At 65.0% G+C, this 12429-nt stretch carries 11 protein-coding genes and 1 tRNA gene; all 12 read right to left on the bottom strand.

Features of this window, described 5'->3' with window-relative positions:
* Positions 1-927 carry a 4-hydroxy-3-methylbut-2-enyl diphosphate reductase gene (gene ispH, locus DENOEST_RS04175; RefSeq protein ID WP_145771596.1) on the bottom strand — a complete coding sequence of 309 codons (927 nt, stop codon included), beginning with the start codon at positions 925-927 and terminating at the stop codon, positions 1-3.
* Positions 927-1358, bottom strand: coding sequence for an FKBP-type peptidyl-prolyl cis-trans isomerase (locus tag DENOEST_RS04170; protein WP_145771597.1), 432 nt, complete (start codon positions 1356-1358; stop codon positions 927-929). Before DENOEST_RS04170 ends, ispH begins: the two co-directional genes overlap by 1 nt.
* Entirely contained in the window at positions 1351-1830 is a 480-nt protein-coding gene (gene lspA / locus DENOEST_RS04165; RefSeq protein ID WP_145771598.1) for a signal peptidase II, read from the bottom strand. The genes DENOEST_RS04170 and lspA overlap by 8 nt, the downstream gene beginning before the upstream one ends.
* Before the next feature lie 161 nt (positions 1831-1991).
* Entirely contained in the window at positions 1992-4799 is a 2808-nt protein-coding gene (gene ileS, locus DENOEST_RS04160) for an isoleucine--tRNA ligase (RefSeq protein ID WP_145771599.1), read from the bottom strand.
* Positions 4792-5727: a bifunctional riboflavin kinase/FAD synthetase gene (locus DENOEST_RS04155; protein ID WP_145771600.1), complete on the bottom strand. Its 936-nt coding sequence runs from the start codon at positions 5725-5727 to the stop codon at positions 4792-4794. The genes ileS and DENOEST_RS04155 overlap by 8 nt, the downstream gene beginning before the upstream one ends.
* Before the next feature lie 96 nt (positions 5728-5823).
* A tRNA-Leu gene (locus tag DENOEST_RS04150) sits at positions 5824-5908 on the bottom strand.
* Positions 5909-6034: 126 nt separating this feature from the next.
* On the bottom strand, positions 6035-6628 hold the full coding sequence (locus DENOEST_RS04145; RefSeq protein WP_145771601.1) for a hypothetical protein: 594 nt from the start codon (positions 6626-6628) through the stop codon (positions 6035-6037).
* Positions 6629-6695: 67 nt separating this feature from the next.
* Positions 6696-6860 carry an SRPBCC family protein gene (locus tag DENOEST_RS04140; RefSeq protein ID WP_197970757.1) on the bottom strand — a complete coding sequence of 55 codons (165 nt, stop codon included), beginning with the start codon at positions 6858-6860 and terminating at the stop codon, positions 6696-6698.
* Positions 6861-7264: 404 nt separating this feature from the next.
* Entirely contained in the window at positions 7265-7615 is a 351-nt protein-coding gene (gene nirD / locus DENOEST_RS04135) for a nitrite reductase small subunit NirD (protein WP_145771602.1), read from the bottom strand.
* 3 nt (positions 7616-7618) lie between these two features.
* Positions 7619-10060 (bottom strand): nitrite reductase large subunit NirB, encoded by a 2442-nt coding sequence (nirB, locus tag DENOEST_RS04130; RefSeq protein ID WP_145771603.1) that lies wholly within the window; start codon positions 10058-10060, stop codon positions 7619-7621.
* A 239-nt stretch (positions 10061-10299) separates the two neighbouring features.
* Positions 10300-10575: a hypothetical protein gene (locus DENOEST_RS04125; RefSeq protein ID WP_145771604.1), complete on the bottom strand. Its 276-nt coding sequence runs from the start codon at positions 10573-10575 to the stop codon at positions 10300-10302.
* Positions 10576-10653: 78 nt separating this feature from the next.
* Positions 10654-12342 (bottom strand): bifunctional protein-serine/threonine kinase/phosphatase, encoded by a 1689-nt coding sequence (locus DENOEST_RS04120; RefSeq protein WP_145771605.1) that lies wholly within the window; start codon positions 12340-12342, stop codon positions 10654-10656.
* Between the last annotated feature and the right edge of the window lie 87 nt (positions 12343-12429).

Genomic DNA, 12429 nt, shown 5'->3' with positions numbered 1-12429 from the left:
TCACTGGGAGATCAATTCCTTCGGCAGGGGGAACTGCACCCCCTCCTCCTTGCCCGGCATCTGGTTCACCCGCTTCGCGCCCAGTTGTTGCAGACGCAGGATCACGTCGGTCACCAGCACCTCGGGGGCCGAGGCGCCGGCGGTCAGGCCGACACGGGCGCCGCCGATAATCCAGGCCGGGTCGATGGCATCGGCATCGTCGATCAAATAGGCCGGGATGCCCAGATTCGCCGCCACTTCCCGCAGGCGATTGGAGTTGGAACTGGTGGGAGAACCCACCACCAGCATCAGGTCCATCTGGCTGGCCATCTGCTTCACGGCATCCTGCCGATTCTGGGTGGCGTAGCAGATGTCATCCTTCTTGGGGCCGGCGATTTCGGGAAAGCGCGCCCGCAGAGCCGCCACGACGGCGCCGGCATCATCCACCGAGAGAGTGGTCTGGGTCACATAGGCCAGCCGGGCCGGGTCCCTGACCTTAAGCTGAGCCACATCCTCGACGTTCTCCACCAGATACATGCCGTCCCGCAACTGGCCCATGGTGCCTTCCACTTCCGGGTGGCCCTTGTGGCCGATCATGACGATCTCCCGGCCCTGTTCCCGCATCTTGCTCACTTCCACATGAACCTTGGTAACCAGGGGGCAGGTGGCGTCGAAGACCCGCAGGCCGCGGCGCTCGGCTTCTTCCCGCACCGCCTTGGGCACGCCATGGGCGCTGAAAATCAGGGTAGCGCCGGCAGGCACCTGGTCCAGGCTTTCGATGAAGATCGCACCCTTGGCCCGCAGGTCCTCCACCACGTAGCGGTTATGCACCACCTCGTGGCGCACATAAATGGGCGCGCCGAATTTTTCCAGGGCCCGCTCCACAATGGCGATGGCCCGTTCCACGCCGGCACAGAAGCCCCGGGGGTTGGCAAGGAAGATTTCCATCACAGGACTCCGATCACTTCCACCTCGAAGCGGACGGACTTGCCCGCCAGAGGATGGTTGAAATCCATCAGCACCGCATCATCGTGCACTTCCCGCACCAGGCCGGAATAGGCCTGGCCGTTTGCGGAAACGAAGTCGATCTGGGCATGAACCTCGGCCTCGGTCTTGGGCGGCAACTGACTCTTCGGCACCCACACCACCAGTTGGTCCACCCGTGCCCCGAAGGCTTCACCGGCCGCCAGTTCAAAGACCCGGCGTTCCCCCTCGGCCACACCGATCAGGCGCTGCTCCAGGGAAGGGGCCAACTGGCCGCTGCCCATTTGCAGGGTGCCCGGCGCATTGCGAAAGGTGTTCATCAACTCCAGGCCGTCGTCGGCGCTGAGGCGGTAATGCAGGGTGACGAAGCTGTCGGCCTGGACGGTCTCAGCCATGGCGCGAATCCTTGTGTTTGAACTCCTGCCAGAGCAGCAGGACGATACCGACGCAGATCGCGCTGTCGGCCAGATTGAAGGCTGGCCAGTGCCAGCCGGCGGCGTGGAAGTCGAGGAAATCCACCACCGCGCCGTAGATCAGACGGTCGATCACATTGCCCAGGGCGCCCCCCAACACCAGGGCCAGGGCGGCAAGCAGCCAACGGTTGGCAGCAGCCTTTCTCATGGCAATGACGATGCCGACGGAAATGACCAGGGCCAGCACCACGAAAAACCAGCGCTGCCAACCCTCGGCACTGGCCAGGAAGCTGAAGGCGGCCCCCCGGTTGAACACCAGCACCAGATTGAAAAAGGGCGTCAGCACCATGCCCTCCCCCAGCCGGAGCACCGCCAGCACCCAGGCCTTGGTGACCTGATCGGCCGCCACCACGGCGGCAGCCAGGGCATACCAGGGAAAAAGTCTAGCGCGCATGGTCACCAGCCCTATCCCGGGGCGGGGCTGCGGGAAAGTTCGTTTTTTCGTTAAGGAGGTGCTGACTAAATTCAATTTCGTCATTCCGGCGAAAACCGGAATCTAGGAAAATCAATGGACTGGACCCCGGCTTTCGCCGGGGCAACGAATAAATCATTTTCTTAAGCACGCTGGCGCGCCTCGCCGGCACCGAACAGGTTGTCGACACAGCGACCGCAAAGCTCAGGATGTTCGCCATGGCTGCCCACGTCCTGGCGCCAGTGCCAGCAGCGGCCGCACTTGGCGTGAGCGCTGGGGGTGGCGATCACCGCCTCGGCGGCGGCATCGACCACAGGCACCAAGGTCGTTTTGGAGCAGATCAGGATGAAACGCAGGTCGTCCGCCAGGGAGGCCAGCAACTCATGCCGGGCGCCACTGGCGCGGACTTCCACCTCGGCCTGGAGCGAGGAACCAATGCCACCTGCGGTGCGCAGATCCTCCAGCACCTTGCTGGCCTCGGCCTTCACTTCCCGTATCTGTTCCCAGCGCGCCAGCAGTTCGGCCTCCCCTTCCCCGGCCGGCAGCGCATACCAGGTGTGCAGCATCACGCTGTCCTCCGCCCCCTGGCCCAGCACCTGCCAGATTTCCTCGGCGGTAAAGGCCAGGATGGGGGCCATCAGCCGGGTCACGGTTTGCAGGATGTGCCACAGGGCGCTCTGGGCGGCCCGGCGTTGGGGGGAATCAACCGCCGTGGTGTACAGGCGGTCCTTCAGGATGTCCAGGTAGAAGGCCCCCAGGTCCTCGGCGCAGAAGCCTTGCAGGGCCTGGACGATCTTGAGGAACTCGTAGCTCTCGTAGTCCGCCGTCACCTGGGCCTGCAACTGACGCGTCAGGGCCAGGGCGTAACGGTCGATTTCCAGCCACTGTTCCGGGGGCAGCATCTGGGTGGCGGCGTCGAAGTCGGCGGTATTGGCCAGTAGGAAGCGCAGGGTGTTGCGCAGGCGGCGATAGGTTTCCACCACCCGGTCGAGGATCTCCTTGGAAATGGACAGCTCCCCCGAGTAGTCGGTGGAGGCCACCCAGAGGCGGAGGATTTCGGCCCCCAGCTTGTCGGAGACCTCCTGGGGCGCGATCACATTGCCCTTGGACTTGGACATCTTCATGCCCTTGCCATCCACCACGAAACCGTGGGTCAGCAGGGCCTGGTAGGGCGCCCGGCCGTCGATGGCGCAGCCGGTCAGCAACGAACTCTGGAACCAGCCCCGGTGCTGATCCGAGCCTTCCAGGTAGAGGTCGGCGGGGAAGGCGCTCTGTTCCCGGTGGGAGCCCCGCAGCACACTCCAGTGGGTGACGCCGGAATCGAACCAGACATCCAGGGTGTCCCGCATCTTGCGGTACTGGTCCGCTTCCTCGCCCAGCAGTTCCTTCGGCTCCAGGGCGAACCAGGCCTCGATGCCGGATTGTTCGACACGTTGGGCCACGGTTTCCACCAACTCGGCGGTGCGGGGATGGAGCTGGCCGGTCTCCTTGTGCAGGAAGAAGGGAATCGGCACGCCCCAGTTGCGCTGGCGCGAGACGCACCAGTCGGGCCGGGTCTTCATCATGCCTTCGAGCCGGGCTCGACCCCAAGTGGGGAAAAAGCGGGTCTCGTCCACGGCCTTTTCGGCGGCCAGACGCAGTGTGGGCGCAGTCTCGTCTCGGCGCTGGTCCATGCCGATGAACCACTGGGTGGTGGCGCGGAAGATGATCGGCGTCTTGTGGCGCCAGCAGTGGGGATAGCTATGGCGGATCTTCTCCTGCCGGAGCAGCCGGCCCTGGGCCTCCAGTTCCACCAGTACCAGGGGATTGGCCTCCCACACGCTCTTGCCCGCCAGGACCTCGCCGGACAGGGCCGGCGTGTTGGCGAGAAACTTGCCGTCGTCGCCGACCGGATTGTTCACCGGCAAGCCGTAGCGGCGGCCCACGTTGTAGTCGTCCACGCCATGGGCCGGGGCGGTGTGCACCAGGCCGGTACCGGCCTCGGTGGTGACATGGTTGCCGAGAATCACCGTGACATCCCGCTCCTGGAACGGGTGCTTGAGCAGCAGGTGCTCCAGGGCCGAGCCGGGAGCGGAGCCGATCGTCTTGCCTGCCAGTTCGTAACGGGCCAGACAGGACTCGGCCAGTTCATGGACCAGGATCAGGCAGCCACGATCGGTCTCCACCAGGTCGTAGCTCATGTCGGGATGAACGCTGACCGCCTCGTTGGCCGGCAGGGTCCAGGGCGTGGTGGTCCAGATCACCGCAAAGGCCGAGCCGGGGGAATGCTTGAGGCCGAAGGCCTGGGCCAGCTTGTCGGCGTGGTTCGGGTGCACCTCGAAGGCCACGTCGATGGCCGGGGACGTCTTGTCTTCATATTCCACCTCGGCCTCGGCCAGGGCGGAACCGCAGTCCAGACACCAGTTCACCGGCTTCAGGCCCTGGTAGAGATAGCCCTGCTCCAGGATCTTGCCCAGGGCGCGGATCTCGTCCGCCTCGGCCTGGAAGTTCATGGTCAGGTAGGGGTTGTCCCACTCCCCCAGCACGCCCAGGCGGATGAAATCCTTCTTCTGCCGCTCCACCTGCTCCCGGGCGTAATCCCGGCACAGGCTGCGCACCTTGTCCCCCGGCAGGTTGCGCCCGTGCTGCTTCTCGATCTGGTGCTCGATGGGCAGGCCATGGCAATCCCAGCCCGGCACATAGGGCGCATCGAAGCCGGCCAGGGTCTTGGCGCGGATGATGATGTCCTTGAGGATCTTGTTCACCGCATGGCCAATGTGGATGTCGCCATTGGCGTAGGGCGGGCCGTCATGGAGCAGAAAGCGGGGCCGCCCCTGGCTCGTCTCGCGAATCCGGCGATAGAGCTGCTTCTGCTGCCATTGCGCCACCCAGGCCGGTTCCCGCTTGGCGAGGTCGCCCCGCATGGGAAAGGGCGTGTCGGGCATGTTGAGAGTCTTGCGGTAATCAGCCATTTGAGTTGCCTGCAAAATATTTCTTGGTTGCTTCCACATCGAGGGCGATCTGGGCCGTCAGGGCTTCGAGGGAGGGGTATTTCTCCTCTTCCCTCAGTTTGTGCATGAAGTACACCGTCACATGGGCGCCGTAAATTTCCCGGTCAAAGTCCAGCAAATGCACTTCCAGGGTCGGCTTCAGTCCATCCCGCAGGGTCGGGCGCACACCGATGCTGGCGGCTCCCGGCAGGTGGCGTTTGTCCAGACCCGCCACCATGGCTGCATAGACCCCGGTCAGGGGCACACGCTTGCGCTTCAATTGCACGTTGGCCGTGGGGAAACCCAGGGTGCGGCCGATCTTGTCACCGTGGTAGACCCGGCCGGCGATGCCGTAGGGCCGTCCCAGCAGGTAGGCCGCCAGTTCCAGTTGCCCGGCCGCCAGGGCGTCACGCACCGCCGAGCTGGAAACCCGCAGGCCATCGTGATCCACCGTGCCCATGGCTTCCACGCTGAAGCCCCACTGCCGCCCCGCTGTTTCCAGCATCTCGAAGTTGCCGGCGCGGCCCTTGCCGAAGCGGAAATCGTCGCCGATGATCACGTGCCGTGCCTTCAATCCCTCCACCACGATCTGACGGATGAAGTCCTCCGCGCCCAGGGACGCCAGGCGCCGGTCGAAGTGGCAAAGAAAGACGTTATCGACGCCATAGCCTTCCATCAACACCAGTTTCTCCCGCAGGCTGGTGAGCCGGGCCGGTGCCTGGTCAGGCGTAAACAGTTCGCGGGGATGGGGCTCGAAGGTCAGCACCGTCGAGGACAGGCCGAGTTCCCGGGCCTTGGCCGTGAGCCGCTCCAGCATGGCCGCATGCCCCCGGTGGATGCCATCGAAGTTGCCGATGGTGAGCACCGTGGGGGTGGTCTGCTGCTCGGAAGGGCCAAAAAATACGCGCATCACGGATGCCGGAAAAAGCGGCAATTATAGCAAGCCAAGCCTCTCGCCCTGCCTTGGGACCGGCGCAAATGCCGGCCTTTCAGTCATTAGTCACTGTGGTGCCCGGGAACGGACTCGAACCGTCAGGCCTTGCGGCGGCGGATTTTAAGTCCGCTGTGTTTACCAATTTCACCACCCGGGCAATTGATTTCCAATGATTTTTCCGTTGCAAACAGACCAGGAATCTAGCGGATTCGGGCTTGTCGGCCGCTTTGATGCAAGCCGCAGGCAAGCCACCGCCCATCCCGCCCATGTCTGACGGCGAATTCTATCCTTGCCCAGGCCCGTGTTTCACTTTTTGACGAACCGGCAGAGGGCGGGGGGGAGGCTGGCGATCATGCGCGTTAGCGCGAATCCGCGCCACCTCGTCATGGGCTTCGCTCAGCGATATCCCCCGTGCAAGCCTCAATTCGCGGATTGCATCCATGTCGCGGCCGGCGGAGACCAGATTTTCGACCGAAGCCGAAAACGCGTCGCCCTGGCTTCGCCCCAGGAAGGCCCGCAGCCGCTCGGCATTTGCCTCGTGCTCGTCGCCGGGTGTGTAGCTTGCGGTCAAGGGAAGCTCGCCAGCGCGCGTCAGCAGAACAAGGCGCTGGCTCGGAGCCACGGCATCGCCGCCGAGAACCGTCCTCACCACCACCTGCTCGATTTCTTCGAAAGGCACCATGCCCGAGCGATGTCGCAGGCCGACGCGCCGGGACCAGGCGAGCCGACGGGTACCGGCATCGAACACAAAATCACTCGTTTCCGAAAGGAGCGCAAAGAGCATGCAGGTCACGCTTGCGCCGATGAGCCCGACGAATCTATCGCTGTTCGGGTGGCCGGTCGCCCAGTGCACGGCAAGCCAGACAAGGAAAACCACGCCCAGTCCCCCGACCGCATTCTGCAAGGGCGAACGAACCCGGAAAACGAGTCGGGAAGCGCCATCCTCAGTGATTGTCTGCACGAACTTCAGCGCTCAGGCGGTCAAGGTTCTGTTCGTTGGCAGGCACGACGATGGGACGCACGGCGCTGGCCACCGAGGCATCGGCAAAGGCTTGCTCCCAACGGACCAAGGCAAGAAAAGGGGACAGACCACGATTCCTTCTCGACACGCTTGATGCCGGCTGCGCCCGGCGCAAGTTTCTTGGTGACGATACTGCCGCCTCTGCCGGATGAGGGAATAGCGGTCCGCGGTGGTTTGGAGGAATGGGGAAGCATCTCGGCTCGCCTGAATATGGCGGCAGAATAGCGCGCATCTCCGGCGGGGACAATGCCCATGGCAAGCCGGGGCACCTGGGGTGCCGGCCGTCGTCTGTTTGGTGGGGGTGTTGGTCGGTCTTTCGGGTTTACTGAGGCATCGAGCCCCCTCTCCCCCGGCCCCTCACTCCCACAGGGACTTCCTTTGGTCGCCACAAGGGGAAAGAGGTGCCTGCACGATGCTGCTTCCGAAATCGATCGCTACCCCCTCCCCCACAAGGGAGAGGGGTGCCCATCAGTGAATGCAGTCTTTTTCGGTTTATCCCAGGGCCAGCCACACCAGGCCGTCTTCCACCTTGACGCGGAAGGGCTTGGTGCAGCCCACGTCGGGGGCCTGGGCCTGGCCGGTGGTCAGGTCGATCTTCCAGGAGTGGAGGGGACAGGTGACGCTGCGGCCATGGACGATGCCCTGGGACAGGGGACCGCCCTTGTGGGGGCACTTGTCATGGACGGCGAAGACTTCGTCGTCGGCGGTGCGGAACACCGCCAGGTCTCCCGCCGATGACTTCACCACCCGGCTGCCCAGGCGGGGAATCTCCTCCATCAGGCACAGGCGCTTCCACACCGGGGTCACGTTCAGATCGGATACTGCGTTCTCAAGGGCTTCCATGATTCAGACCTCCAGCATTTCGTATTCGCGGTGCACCGGCGGCTTGGCCACGGCCTCGGCCCAGGGGTCCTCGTAGTCCCGCAGGGCGTCGAGCAGGCGCTGGTGGAGCAGGCGGCGGCGCGGGGCGTCTTCCAACACGGCGGCCTTCACATGCTCCATGCCGACCCGTTGCAGATAATGGCAGGTGCGCTCCAGGTAGTAGCCCTCCTCCCGGTAGAGCTGGAGGAAGGCGCAGGTGTATTCCAGCACCTCGGCGTCGTCCTTCACCTTGCAAAGGAACTGGGCCACCTCGGTCTTGATGCCGCCGTTGCCGCCGATGTGCAGCTCGTAACCGGAATCCACGCCGATCACGCCCACGTCCTTGATGCCGGACTCGGCGCAGTTGCGGGGGCAGCCGGAGACCGCCAGCTTCACCTTGTGGGGCGACCACATGCCGAACAGCACCTTCTCCAGCTTCACCCCCATGTCCATGGAGCGCTGGGTGCCGAAGCGGCAGTGCTCGGAACCGACGCAGGTCTTCACGGTGCGCAGGCTCTTGCCGTAGGCGTGGCCCGAGCCCATGCCGGCCTTGGCCAGGTCGGCCCAGACATTGGGCAGGTCTTCCTTTTTGATGCCCAGCAGGTCGATACGCTGGCCGCCGGTGACCTTGACGGTGGGCACCCGGTATTTCTCGGCCACGTCGGCGATGGCCCGCAACTCGTCGGGGGTGGTGAGCCCGCCCCACATCCGGGGCACCACGGAATAGGTGCCGTCCTTCTGGATGTTGGCGTGGGCGCGCTCGTTGATGAAGCGGGACTGGGGATCGTCCAGGGCCTCGCCGGGCCAGGTGGAGATCAGGTAGTAGTTCAGGGCCGGGCGGCAGGAGGCGCAGCCGTCGGCGCTCTTCCATTCCAGGAAGTGCATGACCTGGGGAATGGTGAGCAGCTTCTGCTCGCGGATGGCCCGGCGCACCTCGCCGTGGGAATGCTCGGTGCAGGCACAGACCGGCTTGTCCTTGCCCGCCGAGGGCTGGTAAGCGCCGCCCACGGTGGAGGCCAGGATCTGTTCCACCAAGCCGGTGCAGGAGCCGCAGGAGGAAGATGCCTTGGTGTGTTTGCGCACATCCTCCACGGTGAACAGGCCCTGCTCCTTGATGGCCTTGACGATGGTGCCCTTGCACACGCCGTTGCAGCCGCAGACCTCGGCGCTGTCGGCCATGGCGGCGGCCTTGTTCTGGCCGGCATGGCCGCCGTCGCCGATATGGCTCTGGCCGAACATCAGTTGCTCGCGGATGCCGGCGATGTTCTTGCGCTCCCGCAGCAACTGGAAGTACCAGGCGCCGTCGGCGGTGTCGCCGTACATCACCGCGCCGACCAGGGTGTCGTCCTTGACGCAGAGCTTCTTGTACACGCCGCCGGCCGGGTCCCGCAGCACGATCTCGTCCACCCCCTCGCCGCCGGAGAAGTCGCCGGCGGAGAAGACGTCGATGCCGGTGACCTTGAGCTTGGTGGAGGTCACCGAGCCCTGGTAGCGGCCGATGCCGTACATGGCCAGGTGGTTGGCGCAGACCTTGGCCTGCTCGAACAGGGGCGCCACCAGGCCGTAGGCGGTGCCGCGATGGTTGGCGCACTCGCCCACCGCGTAGATGCGCGGATCGTAGGTCTGCAAGGTGTCGTTCACCACCACGCCGCGCTCGCAATGGATGCCGGACTTCTGGGCCAGCTCGGCATTGGGACGAATGCCGACCGCCATGACTACCAGGTCGGCCGGCACGCTTTCGCGGTTCTTGAATTTGATCGCACAGACGCGGCCCGACTCTCCGGCGACGAGTTCGTCCGTCTGCGCTTCGAGCATGAATTTGAGGCCCTTGGCTTCCAGCGACTTCATCAGCAGATCGGCCGCGGTCTTGTCGAGCTGGCGCTCCATGATCCAGGGCATGACATGGACGACCGTCACGTCCATGCCGCGCAGCTTGAGGCCGTTGGCGGCCTCCAGGCCGAGGAGGCCGCCGCCGATGACCACCGCGTGCTTGTGATGGGCGGCGGCATCGACCATGGCCTCGGTATCGGCGATGTCCCGGTAGGCGATCACCCCCGGCAGATCGTGGCCCGGCACCGGCAGGATGAAGGGCATGGAGCCGGTGGCCAGCAGCAGGCGGTCGTAGGGAGCCTCGGTGCCATCGTCGGCGACCACCTTGCGGCCGATGCGGTCGATCTTCACCACCTTCTTGCCGGTGTGCAACTGGATGCCGTTGTCCCGATACCAGTCCCAGTCGTTGAGCACGATGTCCTGCAAGGTCATCTCGCCGGCCAGCACCGGCGAGAGCAGGATGCGGTTGTAGTTGGGATGGGGCTCGGCGCCGAATACCGTGACGTCGTACATGTCCGGCGCCAGCTTGATCAGTTCCTCCAGGGTGCGCACGCCGGCCATGCCGTTGCCCACCAGGACCAGTTTCATTTTTTTCATGATGCTTCCTCTCTGCTGCCAGGTTCCGGGCTCTCTATTCCCCCTGCCCCAGGCAAGGAGGATGGCGCCGTGCCCGGATACAGCAATCGCTGTGCCACTCGGGCAGAAGGCTCTCAGACAGCGGATTTAAAGGTTTTTTGGAAGCACGGAACCGCCTGCCGGAAGGGAGCTGCGCACCAGAATGGCGCGGCATGCACCATGGCCGCGCCCCAATTCGGGAAACGCCGAAAAGAGGAAAGTCAGGGCTGGCTGGGAGCGGGTTTGCGTTTCTTTTTCGGAGGCGTCTTCCTTGCCGGCGCCGGGCTTTTGGCCTGCTCGACCTGGCCCGATGGCGCGACTGCGGCACCGGGCTTGTCCATGGCCTCGCGTTGCTCCGCGGCGCGCTGCTGTTGCAGGTGGGTCTCGATGGCCGGCAGGGCCGGTGGCATCATCATCCGGGCGGGCTGGGCCAGGGCCAGGGAGGACAGCAGCAGACTCCCCAGGACGGTAACACGCAGGGTTTTCATGGCATTCATGGCGGTTCTCCAGGGCAAGGCTATTCAGCGGTTCGCTGCGCTCGACGGTCACACGCGGCGCCGTTATGTTTTTTCACATTAACGCAGGAACAGCAGCCAGAGCAGGAAGAAGTTCAGCACCAGGGAAAGGGCCGCCAGCAGCTTCAGGGGAAAGTGGGGATCCCGCTGCACCAGGGGCATCCTGCGGTGCATGCGCAGGGGCTTGTGGGCGCCCTGCTCCAGGGCCAGGAGAAATTCCTCGGCGGTCTCGAAGCGGTCGGGCAGGTCCCGAGCCACGGCCTTCAGCAGCACCGATTCGAGCCAAGCGGGAATGTCGGCGCGGTAGCGCAGGGGCGTGGCGGGATCGCCGAAACGCGGGGTCTGGAAGGGTTCGACCTCGCCATAGGGATACTTGCGGGTCAGCAGTTGATAGAGGGTGGCACCGGCAGCGTAGAGATCGCTGGCCACGGTGGCGCCCTGGCCCTGGAACAGTTCCGGCGCCATGTAACTGGGGGTGCCGGGATTGTTGATTTCCTGAAGGTCCACGCCGTCGGAGGCCGCCACCCCCAGGTCCAGGATGCGCAGTCGCCCGTCACGACCCAGGTGGATGTTGTCGGGCTTGATGTCCCGATGGACGATACCCAGCCGGTGCAGGGCCGCCAGGCCCTGAAGCAGATGGATGCCGATCTCGGTGGCCTCCACCAGGGAAAAGCGATGGCCCCGCTCCAGCATCGTCCGCAGGGTCTCGCCTTCGTGCCAGCTCATCAGGTAATACAGGTGCGCCCGGGGCGGATGGTCCGCCACCTGGGGGAAATAGCGGGAAGTCGCCCGCCGCGCCAGCCATTCCTCATGGATCAGGGCATTGCGCGCTTCCGCGTCGGCGGCCTCGGGCAACAGGGTCTTCAGCACCAGGGACTCGCCGCTGACCTCGCGGCGCACCCGATAGAGCAGGGTCACCCGGGACTCATGGAGCAGTTCCTCCACCGTCAGGCCATCCAGAGTCTGGCCCGGCTTCAGGCGCGGCGGCAGGGGCCACTGCTGGGCGCCGGTGAGACGGTCGCGCAGGTTGGCATCGGGCACAGTGAGCACCCGCAACACCAGGGCGCTGCAATTGTCCTGGGCGCCCCGTTGCAGGGCGCTGCCGGCAAGATCGGCGGCCGCGTCCTGGGACTGGACGTGGCGCCCCAGCAGTTCGCCGATGCGGGCCACGCCCAGGGTGTTCCAGACGCCGTCGCTCATCAGGGCGAAGACATCCCCCACCGCCAGTTCGCCTTCGCCGTAGTCCATCACCAGATGGGCGTCCAGGCCCACGGCACGGGTCAGCACATGGCGCAGTTCCGGGTGGTCCCAGACATGGTCCTGAGTCAGGCATTCCAGTTGGCCGCCGCGCAGCCGGTAGATGCGGCTGTCGCCCACGTGGCAGGAATACCAGCGGCTGCCCCGCAGCACCAGGGCCGAGAGGGTGGTGGCCATGCCCGCCGCCTCGCGCCGCGCCGCCGCATGGCTCAGCAGCCAGCGGTTGATGGCCAGCAGCACGGTGTCCAGGGCCTTGGGCACGGCCCAGGTGTCGGGAGTGGCGTAGTAGTCGGCGAGCAGGCCCCGCACCGTGTATTCCGCCGCCTCGCCCCCGGCGGCCGAGCCCCCCACCCCATCGGCCAGGGCCAGCAGCATGCCCTTGGTTTCCAGGGAGCCGTCCTCCGGCGTGACGAAGCCGACAAAGTCCTCATTACGGGGCCGGGGCCCTGTCAGGGAGGAATAGCCGACATCGATGGAAAGGCTTGAGGGCATCAGGAATTGGCAAATTGATGAAGCCGTGAAAAACCCTTCGCCGCGGAAATCATGGCGACAGGCGCCCACCGAATAATGGAACCCGTC

Origin of the sequence: Denitratisoma oestradiolicum, from assembly GCF_902813185.1 — a bacterium.
In the GTDB taxonomy this organism is placed as follows: Bacteria; Pseudomonadota; Gammaproteobacteria; order Burkholderiales; family Rhodocyclaceae; genus Denitratisoma; species Denitratisoma oestradiolicum.
Note: the sequence above shows the minus strand (reverse complement) of the source record. Positions and strands in the feature narration are given on the sequence as shown.